A 16998-nucleotide genomic window follows, 5' to 3' on the forward strand; every position below is an offset into this window, starting at 1 on the left:
TCGAGGTGGCGACCGAGCACGCCGAGACCGTGATGCCCGGGTACACGCACCCCCAGCCGGCCCAGCCGACGACGGTCGCGCACTACCTCCTGTCCTACGAGGGCGGGATCGCCCGCGACACCGCGCGCCTGCTCGACGCGTACGAGCGGGTCAACCGGTCGCCGCTCGGCGCGGCCGCGTTCGCGGGGACGCCGTTCGACGTCGACCGCGACCGGACGGCGGAGCTGCTCGGGTTCGACGGGACGGTCCGGAACTCGACGGACGCGGCCTCCGCGCGCGACTTCCTCGCGGAGGGTGCGACCGCGTGCGCGACGCTCGCGACGACGCTGTCGGGACTCGCCGAGGACCTGATCCTCTTCTCGAACAAGGGGTTCGTGGAGCTGTCGGACGCGTACGCCTCCACCTCCTCGATCATGCCCCAGAAGAAGAACCCCGACACGCTGGAGCTGACCCGCGGCGTCGCCGGCGACGCGATCGGCGAGGCGGCGGGAACGCTGAGCCTCCTCAAGGGGCTCCCGCGCGCGTACAACCGCGACCTCCAGCGCGCCCACGCGGGCGTGTTCGAGATCGCCGACGACGTGCGGGAGGCGACCGCGGTCGCCGCGGGCGCGGTCGCGACCGCCGACTGGGACGAGGCGGCGCTCGCGGACGCCGCGGGCGAGGGGTTCTCAACGGCGACGGGCGTCGCCGACCTCCTCGCGATGGGCGGGATGCCGTTCCGGACGGCCCACGAGATCGTCGCGACCGCCGCGGAGACGGTCGCCGACGGCGATTCGGCCGCCGAGGCAGCCGCAAAAGTTGACGAGGCCGCTCGAAAGATCACGGGCGAGGCCCTCTCGGCGTACGTGAGCCGCGAGGACGTGGAGTCGGCGCTCGACCCGGCCGCAAGCGTCGCGAGCCGCGACTCCGCCGGGGGACCGGCCCCCGCGGCGGTCGCCGACGACATCACCGCCGTGGAGGCCGAGATCGAAGACGACGGCGCCGCGCTGGCGGAGAAACGCGACGGGCTCGCCGCCGCGAGCGAGGCGCTGGGCGCGGAGGTCGACGCCTATGTCTGAGCCGCGACGGTCACCGAGCGATCGGCTCGATCGGCGCCGATCAGATCGGTGGCGTCCCGGTCGGGCCCACCCCGACCGACGCCGACGACCGTCCCCGTAAGGGGACTCACTTACTACCGAGATCTGATATCCGATCTCGATACGGCGTTATTTCGTCGATCTGCTTCCGTTAGCGGCCGATCCAGTTTATGTAATTTATCCGATAAGTTCGAAGCCTTTATGCCCGTTCGTGGCCGAGTGTCTGGCACGATGACGAGCGACACCGACACGCTGCTGGCAGAGGACCCGATCACGGGCGAGGAGATCGAGCTTCCGGCCGACGTCGAGGTCGGCGAGATCATCGACAGTCCGGTCACCGGGACCGAGCTGGAGGTCATCTCGCTGGACCCCGTCACGCTGGAGGAGGCGCCCGAACTCGAGGAGGACTGGGGCGAGTAGATGGCGACGATCGCCGCGGTCGAGACACGCGAGTGGTCGACATGCGCGTAGGGATCCTCTACTCCCGGATCCGGAAGGACGAAAAGCTGCTGCTCAACGAGCTCCGCGACCGGGGCCACGAGGTCGAGAAGATCGACGTCCGGAAGGAGCGGTTCGGCCTGGAGTCGACGACGGCGGACGTCGACGGCCTCGACATCGTCGTCGACCGCTGTCTGTCGACGAGCCGGTCGCTGTACGCGACGCGGTTCCTCGACAGCTACGGCGTTCCGGTCGTGAACTCGCCCGAGACGGGCGAAATCTGCGCCGACAAGGCGAAGAACTCGCTCGCGCTCGCGGAGGCGGACGTCCCGACCCCGGCGACCGAGGTCGCGTTCACCAAGGACGCCGCCTTAGAGGCGATCGAGTCGTTCGGCTACCCCTGCGTGCTCAAGCCCGTCGTCGGCTCGTGGGGCCGGCTGATGGCGAAGATCGACTCGCGGAACGCGGCCGAGGCGATCTTAGAGCACAAGGAGACGCTCGGCCACTACGAGCACAAGGTGTTCTACGTCCAGGAGTTCGTCGACAAGCCCGGCCGCGACGTCCGCGTGCTGGCGGTCGACGGCGAGCCGATCGCCGCGATGACGCGCTCGTCCGACCACTGGCTCACGAACGCCGCGAAGGGCGGCGAGACGAGGTCGTTCGACCTCGACGACCGGGCGATCGAGCTGGTCGAGCGCGCCAGCGACGCGGTCGGCGGCGGGCTGCTCGGCGTCGACCTGATGGAAGTTGGGGGATCCGACTCCAGCAAGTACACCGTCCACGAGGTGAACCACACGGTCGAGTTCAAGGCGCTCGACTCGGCCACCGACGTCGACGTCCCCGCGGGGGTCGTCGACTGGCTGGAGGCGAAGGCGGCCGCGTGGGCCGACGAGAGCGAGGAGGTCGCACCATGAGCGTCGGCGACGAGACGGAGCCGTCGGCGGACGCGAGCCCCGACGAGACGTACACCGCGAGCGTCGTCGGCGGCACCGGCTTCACCGGCGGCGAGCTGCTGCGGATCCTCGCCGGTCACCCCGACTTCGAGGTCGTGCAGGCGACGTCGCGGTCGGCCGACAACATGACCGTCGGGCGCTCGCACCCGAACCTGCGCGGGCTCGACCTGCGCTTCTCGGATCCCGACGACCTGGAGTCCGTCGACGTCCTCTTCTCGGCGACGCCCCACGGCGTCTCGATGGGGCGGATCGACGAGTACTTCGAGGCCGCCGACACGGTCGTCGACCTCTCCGCGGACTTCCGGCTGCCCGAGGCCGACGCCTACGACGAGTGGTACGACGGCCACGAGTCGCCGGAGTACCTGGAGCGCGCGGAGTACGCGCTCCCCGAGATCAACCGCGAGAACCTCCCCGGCGCCGATCTGATCGCCGGCGGGGGCTGTAACGCGACCGCGACGATCCTCGGGCTGAAGCCGCTCGTGGACGCGGGCGCGCTCGGCCCCGACGCGGGCGAGGTCGTCGTCGACGTGAAGGTCGGCTCCTCGGAGGGCGGCGCCGGCGGCGGCGCGGCCTCCTCGCACCCGGAGCGCTCCGGCGTGGTGCGCCCGTACGCCCCGACCGGGCATCGCCACGAGGCGGAGATCGAGGCGTACCTCGGTCTCTCGGTCTCCTTCACGGTCCACGCGGTCGACATGGTGCGCGGCGCGAGCGCGACCTGCCACGTCTTCCCCGACGGACCCGTCTCGAAGGGGGACCTGTGGGGGGCGTACCGCGGCGCGTACGCCGACGAGCCGTTCGTGCGTATCGTCTCCGGCGGGGGCGGCGTCTACCGCTACCCCGAGCCGAAGTCCGTCGCCGGGACGAACCACGCCGAGGTCGGCTTCGAACTCGACCCCGGCAACCGGCGCGTCGTCGTCTTCTCGGCGATCGACAACATGATGAAAGGGTCCGCGGGACAGGCGGTCCACGCGGCGAACGTCGCGCTCGGACTGCCCGAGACCGCGGGCCTCGAGTTCCAGGGGCTCCACCCGGTGGGGTCGCCATGAGCGGGGAGTCGACCGACGCCGGCGGCGCGAGCGCGGACGGCGGAACGGAGATCCCCGACGAGCCCCCGGTCGTCGTCAAGATCGGCGGCGCGAAGGCGGTCGACCCGGCCGGCGCGGTCGGCGACGTCGCGCACCTCGCCGTCAACGGGCGCCCGGTCGTCGTCGTCCACGGCGGCTCGACGGTCGTCGACCAGACGATCGAGCGGCTCGGGATGGAGCCGGAGTACGTCGAGTCCGCCTCCGGCGTCACGGGCCGGTTCACCGACGCGGAGACGATGGAGGCGTTCACGATGGCGATGGCCGGCAAACTCAACACCGAGCTGACGGCGCGGTTCCGCGAGGCCGGCGTCGACGCGGTCGGACTCTCGGGCGTCGACGGCGGGCTCCTCTCGGGGCCCCGCAAGTCGGCGGTCCGCGTGGTCGAGGACGGGAAGAAGAAGATCCGCCGCGGCGAGCACTCCGGTCGGATCGAGTCGGTGAACGCCGACCTCCTCTCCGGGCTCCTCGCCGACGGCTACACTCCCGTCGTCTCGCCCCCGATGGAGGGGAGAGAGAGCGACGGCGGCGTCACCCCGGTCAACGCCGACGCCGACCGGGCGGCCGCCGCGGTCGCGGGCGCGCTCGGCGCGGACCTCGTCCTGCTCACCGACGTCGCGGGCGTGTACGCGGATCCGGACGACCCCGACACGCTCATCGAGTCGGCGACGACGCCGGACGAGCTGGCGGCCGTCGAGGACGCCGCGGAGGGCTTCATGGGCAAGAAGGTAATGGCCGCGAAGGAGGCGCTCTCGGGCGGCTCCGGGCGCGTCGTCGTCGCCGATGCCAACGCCGCCGATCCGATCGTCGCCGCGCTCGGCGGCGCGGGGACGACGATTAACCGCTCTGCAGTTGCAGAACGGACCGAAACGGAGGGGGAGACGGCGTGAGCGGCTTCGTCTTCTCCGAGAAACCGATCGAGATCGCCTCCGGCGACGGGGTGTATCTCACCGACGCGAACGGCACCGAGTACCTCGACTTCGGCGCGAGCTACGCCTGTACGCCGGTCGGCCACTGCCACCCCGAGGTCGTCGACGCCGCGACGGACCAGCTGGAGGAGCTGCTGTACGTGCAGGCGTCGTACCCGCACGCGGCGCGGACGGCGCTGTACGAGCGGCTCTCCGAGGCGGGCCCCGGCGACGTCGACGGGGTCTGGCTCTGTAACTCCGGTACGGAGGCCAACGAGGCCGCGCTGAAGTTCTCCCGGCACGCGACGGGCCGGGAGAAGATCGTCGCGACGACCCAGGGGTTCCACGGCCGGACGATGGGGTCGCTCGCGACCACCTGGAAGCAGAAGTACAAGCAGGGGTTCGAGCCGCTCGCCGGCGGCGTCGAGTTCGTCGAGTACGGCGACGCGGGGGCGATGCGCGACGCGGTCGACGACGAGACCGCCGCGGTGATATTGGAGCCCCTGCAGGGCGAGGGCGGAATCAACCCCGCCGAGACGGCGTACCTGCGGGCCGTCCGCGAGGCGACGGAGGAGGCGGGTGCGGCGATGATACTGGACGAGATCCAGACCGGGCTCGGCCGCACCGGCTCGCTGTGGGCGGCGGAGGGACACGACGTCGTCCCGGACGTGCTCACGACCGCGAAGGGGCTCGCGAGCGGGCTCCCGATCGGCGCGACGCTGTGTCGCGACTGGATCGCCGAGGACGCCGGCAACCACGGCTCGACGTTCTCGGGCGGTCCGGTCGTCTCCGCGGCCGCGGGCGCCACCCTCGACGTCATCGAGCGCGAGGGGCTCCCCGGTCACGCCGCCGAGGTGGGATCCTACCTCCGCGGACAGATCGAGGAGCGCCTCGGCGACGAGATCCGCGACGTGCGCGGCGACGGACTGATGATCGGGATCGAGGTGAAGCGCGGGTCGAACCGCCTGCTGCGGGAGCTGGCGTTGAATCACCAGATCCTCGCGCTCCCCGCGGGCCGGACCGTGTTACGCCTCCTGCCGCCGCTCACGATCGAGCGCGACCACGCCGACGCGGTCGTGGACGCCCTCGCGGAGGTGATCGGGTGATGGCGACCGGCAAGGGACGCGAGAGCGACGAGGAGACGGAGGCGGGCGGCGAGGCGAAGGCGGCGACCGACTCGTCCGCGGCCGGAACCGACGTCGTCGCGGGCGGCGGCTACCCCGCGGCCTGCGACACGCCGGCCCGGAAGCTGCTGTACGACATGGTGTCGATCCCTTCGCCGTCGGGCGAGGAGGAGCGGGCGGCGGAGCGGCTGGTCGACTTCTTCGAGGCGAACGGCCGGGAGGCCTGGATAGACGAGGTCGGCAACGTCCGGGCGCCCGCGAACGACGCCGTCCTCCTGACCTCGCACGTCGACACGGTGCCGGGCGACATCCCGGTCGAGGTGCGGCCGGCACCGCCCGAGGGCGAGCTGCCCGACCCGTCCGAGGTCCGCGTCGGCGAGCCCGGCGAGCCCGTGCTGTGGGGCCGCGGGACGGTCGACGCGACGGGGCCGCTGGTCGCGATGGCGGTCGCGGCGGTGAAGACCGGCGTCTCCTTCGCGGGCGTCGTCCGCGAGGAGGTCGACTCCGGCGGCGCGCGGCACCTCATCGGCGACCGCGACGCGCCGGCGGCGGTGATCAACGGTGAGCCCTCCGGCTGGACCGGGATCACGCTCGGCTACCGCGGGCTGCTGGAGGGGACGTACGTGAACACGAGCGAGTCGGGCCACTCCTCGCGGCCGGAGCCGAACGCGATCCAGCACGCGATCGACTGGTGGCACGGCGTCGAGGAGGCGTTCACCCCGGACGACTCGGAGACCGCCGTGTTCGACCAAGTGACGACCAAGCCCATCTCGATTGACGGCGGGCTGAGCGACGACGGGCTCGCCGTGGAGACGACGATGGACGTCCAGCTGCGGATCCCGCCCGCCCGCCCGGTCGACGAGGTCCACGAGCTCGCGGAGGCGGAGCTCTCGACCGGCTCGGTCCACTGGGGCGAGCCGATGCCGCCGGTGATGGAGAGCCCCCGGACGGAGCTGGCGCGGGCGTTCCGCGTCGCGATCCGGTCCGCGGGCGGCGACGTCCGACTGCTGCGGAAGACCGGCACGAGCGACATGAACCTCTTCGCGGCCGCGTGGGACTGCCCGATGGTCACCTACGGCCCCGGGAACTCCGACCTGGACCACGCGCCGGACGAGCGGCTCCCGCTCTCCGAGCTGGACCGCGCCGTGACCGTCCTGACCGACGTCTGCCGCGAGCGACTGTAACGCACCGTCTCGTCACCCCGACACGCGTTTTCGAACGACAGCACACCACCACCCGCACACCACACCACCACCCACCCACGATGCCACTCGCCACCGACGACTTCCTCGACATCGACGACGTGACGCCCGCCGAACTGGACGCCCTGCTGGAGCGCGCCGCCGCGATGAAGGCGGGCGAGACCGACCCCCGACTCGACGACGCGACCCTCGGGATGATCTTCGAGAAGCCCTCGACCCGCACCCGGGTCTCCTTCGAGACGGGGATGACCAGACTGGGCGGCCACGCGATGTTCCTCGGGCCGGACGACATCCAGCTCGGGCACGGCGAGCCGCTGCGCGACACCGCCCGGGTGCTCGGTCGGTACGTCGACGGGGTGATGGCTCGACTCTTTGACCACGCCGACGTCGAGACGCTCGCCGCGTACGCGGACTGTCCCGTGATCAACGGGCTCACCGACGAGGCGCACCCCTGCCAGACGCTCGCCGACCTCCTCACGATCCGCGAGACGGTCGGCGAGGACGCGACGGTCGCGTGGGTCGGCGACGGCAACAACGTCGGGCAGTCGTTCGTCGTCGGCGCGGCGATGGCCGGGATCGACGTCTCCGTCGCCACCCCCGCCGACTACGGGATGGACCCCGCCGTCTTCGACCGCGCCGCCGAGTTCGGCGCGGACGTGGAGCCGACGACGGACCCCGCCGCCGCGATCGACGGCGCCGACGTCGTCTACACGGACGTCTGGATCTCGATGGGACAGGAGGACCAACGCGAGGAGAAGCTCGCCGCCTTCGACGGGTTTCAGGTGAACGGCGATCTGCTCGCCGGCACGGACGTGAAGGTGATGCACTGCCTGCCCGCGCACCGCGGCGAGGAGATCACCGACGACGTGTTGGAGTCGGACCGCGCCCTGGTGTGGGACCAGGCCGAAAACCGGATGCACGCGCAGAACGCGCTGCTCGTCGAGTTGCTCGGCGGGGAGTGAGAGCGGCGGAAGTCACTCGCCCGTCGAACTCCGTCGAGCGCGGGAAGAGACGGCGTGTTAGTATCGGGCGTCGCTCGGTCCGCGGTCACTCGTCTTCAGGACGGGCGGCGAGGTCGATGCCGTTCCGTTCGGCGATCCCCGCCAGCAGACGACCGGCCCGGTCTTCGCCGAGATCGCCGATGAGACAGTCCACGAACGCACCGAGCAGGTCCGGCCGAATGCGTACGTCGACGTAGTCGACCCGGCCGTCGACGACCACGAGGTCGATATCCCACTCCCCTTTTTCCGGATTCGTCATTCGAACATCGACCCATCCGTCGCCGCTCTCCCCCGGTTCTGTAAACATATCCTTGGACATGGCCAGTGAACGGTCGATGTAGAGGCGTATAAATGTCGTTCCGGTGAACGCCGCGGGGAGCCGTGAACGGCGAGGGGCCGATCCCTCTCGCAGCCGGCGATTGGAGAGCGGGCACGTCATACCGAGCGCCGGAGACGGAAGTGACGCTCGGCGCTACTGTTCAAAGTGGGCGTCGTCGACGAACAGCAGTACTCGTTCTCCGGGCGTCAGGTCGTCGACGAGCAGCCCGAACTCGTCGCGTCCGGCGAACGAGCGCACGCGAGGCGCGGGGGCCTCTTCGTCGCTCCGCTCGCAGACGAGTTCGATCGTTCCGGTGTCGTCCGCTCGAAGGGTGAACTCCTGCATGAGCCGCTCTAGCACGGTACAACGTATAGGTGTGCGCACGATGCGGTTCGACGGAACCGATCAGCGACACACGACCGATCTGAGTCCCGAAGATTCGCTGCGACGGCGACGCGCCTGTGGAACCAGAATCGCGATCAGTTCCCGGTCCAGCGCAGTATCGCCAGCGTCCCCTCGTATAGGACGATCATCGTGAGCGTCACGATGATGGGCGCCATCCCGGTCGGGTCGGGGCTGAAGAGGAACGCGATCCCGAGGAACGCCCCCCAGAACAGCAGCCGCTTCGCCTCCAGCCACTGGCGGGTGACGAGGTTCATCATGATCGCGAGCATGATGAAAAGCGGGATCTGGAAGACGATCGCCATGAACGCGAGCATGATGACGATCAGGTTGAACGTCTCAGCGAGGCCGAAGGCGATCGTCGCGGCGTCGGAGGTGTAGGTGGTGAAATACGAGAAGATCGCGGGCAACACGAGGAAGTGCGCGAACGCGATCCCGATCCCGCCGAGCACGAGGCTCGTCGGGACCGCCGCGAGGTAGTAACGCCGCTCGTTCTCGTACAGGCCGGGCTTCATGAACCGGTACGTCTGGTAGACGAACGCGGGGAGCCCGACCACGACGCCCGCGAGACCGGCGACCTTGAGCCGCGTGAGCGGGAGTTCGAGGGGGCCGTACAGCCGCGGTCGGTTCTCCAGCGGCGCCGGGATGTGGTAGCTCCAGAAGTAGTTGATGAGCTCCGTCGACTCCGTCACGACGACGAGCGTCGCCAGCCCGCCGATGGCGAACACGACGGCGAGCCGCCGCATCATCTCCTCGATGTGATCCGCGAGCGGCATCTCCTCGTCGGACTCCGGGGCGTCTAATCCCGTGAACTCGTCGTCGGTCGCGTCGTCTTCGACGACGGTGGTGTCCTCCACGGTCGCAGCGTCGGCGGCGCCTTCGACGGTCACGGCGTCGGCGGCGTCCCCGGTCGTCGCCGGCGTTCCCCCGTCGGTCTCTTCCGCGTCCGGATCTTCCGCCGCCGCGTCGCGCTTCTCGACGTCCTCCTGCTCCTCATCGTCCTCCTGCTCCTCGTCGTCCTCGTACTCTCCACTACCATCGTCGGCCTCGGACGCGTCCGGGGCGGTCGACCGCGACTCCCCGGCGTCCGACGCGACCGTGTCGGGGGCGTCTCCCTCCGTCTCGGCGCCGTCACCGCTGGAGGCGGCGGCGACCGAGTCGTCCTCGGGGGCCGATGGCTCGTCACGCGACCGGTCCGAGTCGTCCATTCACTTCTTCTACGCCACCGGGTGATTATAGGCCTTTTCGGATGGAGCCGAGCCGAATCGAAGATCGCGGCCGCCGAGGCCGTTGAAAAAGGTTGATAACGGCGACGGACGTTCCCTCCCGTATGGCGAGTGCCCTCGACGAGGACACCCAGCAGTCGCTCGCGGAGGGACGCGAGTCGGCGAAGGTGTTCCTCCGGTCGATCCAGAAGGACCTTCAGAAGGTGTTCGTCGTCTTCCTGCTGGGATTCCTCGCGACGTTCTGGGCGCTCCGCATGTACGTCTGGGAGTTCCTGTACAACGTCACGAAGTCGAACATGTCCCCCGCGGTCGCCGCGGAGGCCGACGTCATCGCGACCACTCCGTTCGAGGTGATCCTCCTCCAGGCGAAGATCGGGCTGATCGTCGGCGCGATCACCGCGATACCCCCGCTCGTCTACGTCTCTCGCGACGAGCTCCGCGCCCGCGGCGCGTGGCCGCAGTCGCCGGTCTCGCGCTGGAAGCTGGCCCTCCTCGGACTCCTCGGCGTCGGCCTCTTCAGCTTCGGCGTCGCGTACGGCATCTACGCGTTCTTCCCGCTCATGTTCTCGTTCCTGGCCGGCTTCGGGCTGGAGGCCGGGATCGAGCCCACCTACTCCATCGTGATGTGGACGGAGTTCATCGTCTTCCTCTCGCTGTCGTTCGGGCTGGCCGGACAGATGCCGCTTCTCGTCACCGGGCTCTCGTACACCGGGATCGTCCAGTACGAGACGTTCCGCGACAAGTGGCGCCACGCGGTGGTCCTCATCTTCGTGTTCGGTGCGATGTTCTCGCCGCCGGACCCGTTCACTCAGCTGATGTGGGCGTTCCCCCTGACCGCGCTGTACGGCTTCAGCCTCTACCTCGCGAAGCTCGTCGTCACGGCGCAGCGGAGCCCCGACGGCATCAACGTGCTCGGCGCCATCCGGAACCACTGGAACGTCGTCGGCGGCGCGACCGTCCTCGGCGGCGGGCTCGTGTACGCCTTCTACGAGTACGGCGGTCGGACCGCCGTCAACGACCTCCTCCGGCTGACCGGCAGCAGCTGGCGGTTCCTCGAACCCGGCGCCGGACTCGGTACCGATCCCGTGACGGCGACGACCGGCTACGCCGTCGCCTGGGCGCTCGCGTTCGCGGCCGTCGCGACGCTGTGGGCCGTCTACGCCGACCTCGACACGACGAGCGCGGGGTACCAGTACGGCGACCCGACTGCCATCGACGTGGGCGAACTCGACGCCGCCGGCGTGCGCGCCGCCCCCGACGAGGCCTTCGCGGCGATGGACGAAGGGGAGTCGCTCGCGCTCGCGCAGGCGGCGATCGACGACGACGACCCGGAGAAGGCGCAGGCGATCCTCGACCGCTTCGACGAGGTGAGCGAGAGCGGGGAGGGCGACGCAGGCGACGCAGGCGACGCGAGCGCCGGCAACGCCGACGGCTCCGCCGCGGCCGGCGACGCGGGGGGCGAAGGCGGCCTGATGGGCACGATGCAGAACCGGACCTCCCGGGCGAGCTCAACGTTCCTCTCCGAGTTCACCGACGGCGACGAGGAGGAGGCGGAAGACGACATCGGCGGCTACTACACGGACCTGAAGTTCATCTTCGACTCGCTGCGCTCGCGGTCGTTCCGTCTCGTCGCCGTCTTCGGCTCCGTGATGGCGGCCGTGTTCACGTGGCTGTACCTCGGCGGACTCGCGACGGTGCGCAACGACCTCGAATCGCGCGTCCCGGCCGAGATCGAGGGCGGGATCAACATCATCACGCTCCACCCGGTCGAGGCGCTGATATTCATGGTGAAGTTCTCCGTCCTGGTCGGGCTCCTCGCGGTGTTCCCGGTCGTGCTCTACTACGCGTGGCCGGCCCTGCGCGAGCGCGGCTTCGTGGCCGGGCGGATCTGGCAGGTGTACCTCTGGACCGGCGCGCTGTTCGGTGGCATGCTCGGCGGCTTCGCGCTCGGCTACGCCTACATCGCGCCCGGGCTCATCGGCTGGCTCGTCACCGACGCGCGGCTGGCCGACATGGTGATCACCTACCAGGTGAGCGACTTCCTCTGGCTCGTCATCTACACGACGATCGGGATCGGGTTCCTCGCGGACATCCCGATCGCGATGGTGCTGTTGAACAAGGCCGGCGTCCCCTACCGGACGTTCCGGAGCCGGTGGCGCGAGGTCACGATCGGGATCATGCTGTTCGCCGCGGTGTTCACCCCCGCGGACGTGATCACGATGTTCCTCGCGACGCTCCCGCTGATGGCGGCGTACGGCGTCGGCATCGGGGTCCTGTTCCTCGTCACGCTGGGGGGTCGACGGAACCTCTCGCCTCCCTCGAAGGCGATCGGACGCTGAGGGGGCGAGACCGTCGCCGCGTGACGGCCGCTGCCGCACCGGCCGGCGGCTGAGATCTCGTCGAAACAGACGAGGCGATTCCGCCGAAACCGACGGGTATTCCCGCGCGCGCCCGCAAAGAGCGGACGAGATGAGCAAGGACTACATCGAGGTCCGCGGCGCCGAGGAGCACAACCTCAAGGACCTCGACGTCCGGATCCCGCGCGAGGAGTTCACCGTCGTCACCGGCCTCTCCGGGTCGGGGAAGTCGTCGCTCGCGTTCGACACCGTCTACGCCGAGGGACAGCGCCGCTACATCGAGTCGCTGTCGGCGTACGCCCGCAACTTCCTCGGACAGATGGACAAACCGCAGGTGGAGGCCGTCGAGGGGCTCTCGCCCGCGATCTCCATCGACCAGAAGAACGCGGCGAACAACCCCCGCTCGACCGTGGGGACCGTCACCGAGCTGCACGACTACCTCCGGCTCTTGTACGCCCGGATCGGCACCCAGTACGACCCGATCACCGGCGAGGAGGTCGGCGAGCAGTCCGCACAGGACATGGTGGCACAGATCCTCGAGCTCCCCGAGGGGACCCGCGCGAAGGTCGCCGCGCCGGTGGTCCGCGACCAGAAGGGCGCCTTCGAGGAGCTGTTCGAGGAGCTCGTGAGCGACGGGTACGCCCGCGTCGAGGTCGACGGCGAACCGATGGACCTGACGCTCGACTCGCCCGACCTCGACCAGAACTACGACCACACGATCGACGTGATCGTCGACCGCGTCCGGGTGTCGCCCGACGCCCGCTCGCGGATCACCGACTCCGTCGAGACCGCCTTAGAGGAGGCGGGCGGCGCGCTCAAGCTGATCGTCCCGGACCCGCCCGAGGACGTGCCCTTCGCCTCCAACACGCGCTCGACCGGGTCGCTCGCGGAGGACGCCGACGGCGACGACCGGCTGGTCGTCGAGTTCTCCGAGGAGCTCGGCAACCCCAACTCCGACTTCCAGTTCTCCGAGATCGAGACGCGCTCGTTCTCGTTCAACAGCCCGTACGGCGCCTGCCCCGAGTGCGAGGGGATCGGCTCCACGAAGGAGGTCGACGAGGACCTCGTAATCGCTGACCCCTCGAAGCCCCTGAAGCGCGTGTTCGAGCCGTGGAGCTACGACCGCACCTACTACTCCCGCCAGCTCGACAACGTCGCCGAGCACTTCGGTGTCTCGCTCTCGACCCCCTTCGAGGAGCTGGACGAGGCGGTTCGGCGGCAGTTCCTCTACGGCACCGACGACGTCGTCCACTTCGAGTGGACCACGAAGAACGGTACCCGCGAGAAGACCGAGCGGTTCGAGGGCGTCATCCCGAACCTGGAGCGGCGTCACGTCGAGACGGACTCGCAACGCGCCCGCGACCACATCGAGGAGTTCATGGCCGTGACGACGTGCCCGGCGTGTGAGGGCACCCGCCTGAAAGAGCAGTCGCGGCACGTCCTCGTCGACGGTACGCCGATCACCGAGGTGAACCGGCTGTCGATCGCCGACGCCAGAGCGCACTTCGAGGGGATGGAAGCGCGGCTCGGCGAGCGCGACACGAAGATCGCCGAGGAGATCTTAAAGGAGATCCGAGCGCGGCTCGGCTTCATGGAGGAGGTCGGCCTGGAGTACCTCACGCTCGACCGCGAGGCGTCGACGCTCTCGGGCGGCGAGAGCCAGCGCATCCGGCTCGCGACGCAGGTCGGCTCCGGGCTGGTGGGCGTGCTCTACGTCTTAGACGAGCCGTCGATCGGGCTCCACCAGCGCGACAACGACCGCCTGCTCGACACGCTCACCGGGCTGCGCGACCTCGGCAACACCCTCGTCGTCGTCGAGCACGACGAGGAGACGATGCGCCGCGCCGACGAGATCATCGACATGGGGCCCGGCCCCGGCAAGCGCGGCGGCGAGGTCGTCGCGCAGGGCGACTTCGACGACATCGTCGCGGCCGACGACTCGGTCACCGCCGACTACCTCTCGGGTCGGAAGGAGATCCCGGTGCCCGAGGAGCGCCGGGAGCCGGACGGCGAGTTGACGGTTCGGGGCGCGCGCCAGCACAACCTCAAGGACCTCGACGTCTCGATCCCGCTCGGCACGCTGACGACCGTCACCGGCGTCTCCGGCTCCGGGAAGTCGACGCTGGTCCACGACGTGCTGTACAAGGGGCTCGTCCGCGAGATGAACGACAACACCTCGGTCGACCCCGGCGAGCACGACGGGATCGACGGGACGGACCGGATCGAGACGGTGCGGCTGATCGACCAGTCGCCGATCGGCCGAACCCCGCGCTCGAACCCCGCGACGTACACCGACGTGTTCGACTACGTCCGCGAGCTGTTCGCGGAGACCAAGCTCGCCAAGCGGCGCGGCTACGAGAAGGGGCGGTTCTCGTTCAACGTGAAGGGCGGACGCTGCGAGGAGTGCGGCGGCCAGGGGACCGTGAAGATCGAGATGAACTTCCTGTCGGACGTGTACGTCCCCTGCGAGCAGTGCGGCGGGGCGCGCTACAACGACGAGACGCTCGACGTCACGTACAAGGGCGCGACCATCTCGGACGTGCTCGACATGAGCGTCGACGAGGCGTACGACTTCTTCGAGAGTCACCGGGGGCTCCAGCGCCGACTGAAGCTCCTGAAGGACGTCGGTCTCGGCTACATGGAGCTCGGCCAGCCCTCCACCACCCTCTCCGGCGGCGAGGCCCAGCGCGTGAAGCTGGCCGAGGAGCTCGGCAAGAAGGCGACGGGAGACACGCTCTACCTGCTCGACGAGCCGACGACGGGGCTTCACAAGGAGGACGAGCGCAAGCTGATCGACGTGCTCCACCGCCTCGTCGACGGCGGCAACACCGTGGTCGTCATCGAACACGAGCTGGACCTGGTGAAGAACGCCGACCGCGTGATCGACCTCGGCCCCGAGGGCGGCGAGGGCGGCGGCGAGCTCGTCGCCGCGGGGACTCCCGAGGGGGTCGCCCGCGACGACGGCTCGCACACCGGGCGGTACCTCCGCGACATGCTCCCCGACGTCGACATCGCGGGGCCGCGGGACGACCGACGGAAGCCGGCGGCCGCCGACGACGACTGAGCGGGAGCACGAAGGCGGACCGGGACGCGACGGGCGACGGGCGGGAAACGCACCCGGAGGTCCCGGTATCGTTTTGTGTGACTCCCGTACCTTTCGTACATGAGCAGTCAGACGGAGGATCCGCGGGCGGCGATCGCCATGTCGTCGAGGCCCGGAGAGCGGTTCACGTCCCTGCCGGAGCGGGAGTGGCGCGACGCCTTCTTCGCGCTCACGGCCGACGTCAGGGCCGCGGTCGCGGCCGACATGAGCCGGGCGGAGCTGGAGTCGTTCCTCGACCGGCTCGATCCCGACGAGGTCACGGACGTGCTCGGATACGTCGACGGGGAGACCCGAGAGACGCTGCTCGCGACGCTCGACGCCGCCCGCCGAGAGAAGGTCGACTTCCTGCTGTCGTTCGACCCGGAGAGCGCGGCCGGGGTGATGAATCTGGATTACGTCACCGTCGACGCCGATCGGTCCTTCGACGCGGTGACGGAACGCGTCCGGCGCTTCGAGGAGCGGACGGGGCGGATGCCGACGATTTTCGTCACCGACGACGACGTGCTCCTCGGCGAGCTGCCCGGCGCGGCGCTCTCAGCCGCCGATCCGGAGACGGACGCGATCACCGACTACGTGCGGGAGACGCCGTCGGTCCGGTACGACCGCGCCGACGAGGAGGTGTTGACGGTGTTCCGCCAGAACAGCGGGCGGACCGTCGCGGTGCTCGACGAGGACGACGACATCCTCGGCGCGATTTACGCGACCGACCTCCTGACGGTGCTCGGCGAAACGGTCGGGGAGACGCTGTACGAGTTCACGGGCGTCGCCGAAGAGGAGAGCGTTCTCGACGGGCCCGTCGTGAAGGTCCGGCGGCGGTACAAGTGGCTGGTCCTCAACCTCGCCACCGCGTTCGTGGCCGCGGTCGTGGTCGGGCTGTTCGAGTCGACGATCGCCGCCGTCGCCATCCTCGCCGCCTACATGCCGGTCGTGGCCGGGATGGGGGGCAACGCGGGCACGCAGTCGATGGCGGTCACCGTCCGCGGGATCTCGCTCGGGCAGGTGTCGCTTTCGACCGGCAAGCGCGTCGTCGCCAACGAGGCGATCGCCGGCGCGGCTAACGGGCTCATCACCGGCGCGCTGGTCGCCGTCGTCTCGACCGCCTTCTCGTACGGCGAGTTCGGCGTCCTGCTCGGCGCCGTGATCGGCGTCTCGATGGTGGCGAACCTCGTCATCGCGGGGTTCTTCGGCGCGCTCACGCCCCTCGTCCTCGACACAGTCGGGTACGATCCGGCGACGTCGGCGACCATCTTCATCACGACCGCGACCGACGTGTTGGGCTTCGTCGTCTTCCTCGGGCTGGCGCGGGCGGTGTTGATCTGAACGTTCGCGGCGGGGCGCTGCGGCCGAGGCTGGAACCCGGCGGGCGGGCTCTCTCGCGGCCCGCACCTTGATGCCGCGACGCGACGTCGCTCCGACCGATGCAAGAGATCACGACCGACGACGTACCGGATGCCCTCGGCCCGTACTCGCAGGGGATCGTCTCCGGCGGCACGGTTCACGTCTCGGGGAAGACCGGCGTGGATCCCGACACCGGCGAAGCGCCCGAGTCGGTGGCCGAGCAGACGACGCAGACGCTCGCGAACGTCGCCGCGATACTGGAGGCGGCCGGCACGACCGCCGACGCGATCGTGTCGGCGACCGTCTACCTCACCGACATGGACGACTACGACGCGGTGAACGAGGCGTACCGGTCGTTCCTCTCGGCGCCGTACCCGGCGAGGACCTGCGTGGAGGTGTCCCGGCTCCCCGCGCCGCTCGACGTCGAGATCACGGTGACGGCGGAGCTCGACGTCGACTGAGAGAGAGC

General features: G+C 69.8%; 15 protein-coding genes. 12 read left to right on the forward strand and 3 right to left on the reverse strand.

Annotation, left to right across the window (positions count from 1 at the left end; genetic code table 11):
* The 8 genes from argH to argF form a co-directional block, all read left to right on the forward strand.
* Nucleotides 1-1058: argininosuccinate lyase (gene argH / locus U4E84_RS09075; RefSeq protein ID WP_322531776.1), on the forward strand; the 1058-nt coding region annotated here is incomplete at its 5' end.
* 249 nt (nt 1059-1307) lie between these two features.
* The gene (gene lysW, locus U4E84_RS09080) at nt 1308-1496 is read left to right on the forward strand and encodes a lysine biosynthesis protein LysW (RefSeq protein WP_123113496.1); all 189 of its coding nucleotides are present in this window, start codon (nt 1308-1310) and stop codon (nt 1494-1496) included.
* 41 nt (nt 1497-1537) lie between these two features.
* The gene (gene lysX / locus U4E84_RS09085) at nt 1538-2428 is read left to right on the forward strand and encodes a lysine biosynthesis protein LysX (RefSeq protein WP_322531777.1); all 891 of its coding nucleotides are present in this window, start codon (nt 1538-1540) and stop codon (nt 2426-2428) included.
* Nucleotides 2425-3513, forward strand: a complete 1089-nt coding sequence (gene argC / locus U4E84_RS09090; RefSeq protein ID WP_322531778.1) for an N-acetyl-gamma-glutamyl-phosphate reductase — start codon at nt 2425-2427, stop codon at nt 3511-3513. The genes lysX and argC overlap by 4 nt, the downstream gene beginning before the upstream one ends.
* Nucleotides 3510-4439 carry an acetylglutamate/acetylaminoadipate kinase gene (locus tag U4E84_RS09095; RefSeq protein WP_322531779.1) on the forward strand — a complete coding sequence of 310 codons (930 nt, stop codon included), beginning with the start codon at nt 3510-3512 and terminating at the stop codon, nt 4437-4439. Before argC ends, U4E84_RS09095 begins: the two co-directional genes overlap by 4 nt.
* Nucleotides 4436-5563, forward strand: coding sequence for an aspartate aminotransferase family protein (locus tag U4E84_RS09100; RefSeq protein ID WP_322531780.1), 1128 nt, complete (start codon nt 4436-4438; stop codon nt 5561-5563). The genes U4E84_RS09095 and U4E84_RS09100 overlap by 4 nt, the downstream gene beginning before the upstream one ends.
* Nucleotides 5563-6765: a [LysW]-lysine hydrolase gene (locus U4E84_RS09105; RefSeq protein WP_322531781.1), complete on the forward strand. Its 1203-nt coding sequence runs from the start codon at nt 5563-5565 to the stop codon at nt 6763-6765. Before U4E84_RS09100 ends, U4E84_RS09105 begins: the two co-directional genes overlap by 1 nt.
* Before the next feature lie 80 nt (nt 6766-6845).
* Nucleotides 6846-7745 carry an ornithine carbamoyltransferase gene (argF, locus tag U4E84_RS09110; RefSeq protein ID WP_322531782.1) on the forward strand — a complete coding sequence of 300 codons (900 nt, stop codon included), beginning with the start codon at nt 6846-6848 and terminating at the stop codon, nt 7743-7745.
* Nucleotides 7746-7830: 85 nt separating this feature from the next.
* Here argF and U4E84_RS09115 read toward each other — a convergent pair whose 3' ends face one another.
* From U4E84_RS09115 to U4E84_RS09125, 3 genes are all read right to left on the reverse strand, one after another.
* The gene (locus tag U4E84_RS09115; RefSeq protein ID WP_322531783.1) at nt 7831-8043 is read right to left on the reverse strand and encodes a hypothetical protein; all 213 of its coding nucleotides are present in this window, start codon (nt 8041-8043) and stop codon (nt 7831-7833) included.
* Between the two features lie 213 nt (nt 8044-8256).
* Nucleotides 8257-8448 (reverse strand): hypothetical protein, encoded by a 192-nt coding sequence (locus U4E84_RS09120; protein ID WP_322531784.1) that lies wholly within the window; start codon nt 8446-8448, stop codon nt 8257-8259.
* Nucleotides 8449-8582: 134 nt separating this feature from the next.
* The gene (locus tag U4E84_RS09125; RefSeq protein ID WP_322531785.1) at nt 8583-9713 is read right to left on the reverse strand and encodes a twin-arginine translocase subunit TatC; all 1131 of its coding nucleotides are present in this window, start codon (nt 9711-9713) and stop codon (nt 8583-8585) included.
* Nucleotides 9714-9835: 122 nt separating this feature from the next.
* On the opposite strand from U4E84_RS09125, the gene U4E84_RS09130 reads away from it, so the two are divergent.
* The 4 genes from U4E84_RS09130 (at nt 9836) to U4E84_RS09145 (ending at nt 16990) form a co-directional block, all read left to right on the forward strand.
* Complete coding sequence (locus tag U4E84_RS09130) at nt 9836-12070, forward strand: twin-arginine translocase subunit TatC (RefSeq protein WP_322531786.1); 2235 nt, start codon at nt 9836-9838, stop codon at nt 12068-12070.
* A 130-nt stretch (nt 12071-12200) separates the two neighbouring features.
* On the forward strand, nt 12201-15152 hold the full coding sequence (gene uvrA / locus U4E84_RS09135; RefSeq protein ID WP_322531787.1) for an excinuclease ABC subunit UvrA: 2952 nt from the start codon (nt 12201-12203) through the stop codon (nt 15150-15152).
* A 99-nt stretch (nt 15153-15251) separates the two neighbouring features.
* A complete protein-coding gene (locus U4E84_RS09140; protein WP_322531788.1) occupies nt 15252-16511 on the forward strand; it encodes a magnesium transporter in 1260 nt (419 codons plus the stop codon).
* 98 nt (nt 16512-16609) lie between these two features.
* Complete coding sequence (locus tag U4E84_RS09145) at nt 16610-16990, forward strand: Rid family detoxifying hydrolase (protein ID WP_322531789.1); 381 nt, start codon at nt 16610-16612, stop codon at nt 16988-16990.
* The last annotated feature ends 8 nt before the right edge of the window (nt 16991-16998 follow it).

The sequence above is a fragment of the Halorubrum sp. AD140 genome, assembly GCF_034497445.1.
GTDB lineage: Archaea > Halobacteriota > Halobacteria > Halobacteriales > Haloferacaceae > Halorubrum.

Coding starts and splice junctions, on each gene's coding strand:
- lysW (WP_123113496.1), top strand. CDS start 1,308: ATGACGAGCGACACCGACACGCTGCTGGCAGAGGACCCGATCACGGGC.
- lysX (WP_322531777.1), top strand. CDS start 1,538: ATGCGCGTAGGGATCCTCTACTCCCGGATCCGGAAGGACGAAAAGCTG.
- argC (WP_322531778.1), top strand. CDS start 2,425: ATGAGCGTCGGCGACGAGACGGAGCCGTCGGCGGACGCGAGCCCCGAC.
- U4E84_RS09095 (WP_322531779.1), top strand. CDS start 3,510: ATGAGCGGGGAGTCGACCGACGCCGGCGGCGCGAGCGCGGACGGCGGA.
- U4E84_RS09105 (WP_322531781.1), top strand. CDS start 5,563: ATGGCGACCGGCAAGGGACGCGAGAGCGACGAGGAGACGGAGGCGGGC.
- argF (WP_322531782.1), top strand. CDS start 6,846: ATGCCACTCGCCACCGACGACTTCCTCGACATCGACGACGTGACGCCC.
- U4E84_RS09115 (WP_322531783.1), bottom strand. CDS start 8,043: ATGACGAATCCGGAAAAAGGGGAGTGGGATATCGACCTCGTGGTCGTC.
- U4E84_RS09120 (WP_322531784.1), bottom strand. CDS start 8,448: ATGCAGGAGTTCACCCTTCGAGCGGACGACACCGGAACGATCGAACTC.
- U4E84_RS09125 (WP_322531785.1), bottom strand. CDS start 9,713: ATGGACGACTCGGACCGGTCGCGTGACGAGCCATCGGCCCCCGAGGAC.
- U4E84_RS09130 (WP_322531786.1), top strand. CDS start 9,836: ATGGCGAGTGCCCTCGACGAGGACACCCAGCAGTCGCTCGCGGAGGGA.
- uvrA (WP_322531787.1), top strand. CDS start 12,201: ATGAGCAAGGACTACATCGAGGTCCGCGGCGCCGAGGAGCACAACCTC.
- U4E84_RS09140 (WP_322531788.1), top strand. CDS start 15,252: ATGAGCAGTCAGACGGAGGATCCGCGGGCGGCGATCGCCATGTCGTCG.
- U4E84_RS09145 (WP_322531789.1), top strand. CDS start 16,610: ATGCAAGAGATCACGACCGACGACGTACCGGATGCCCTCGGCCCGTAC.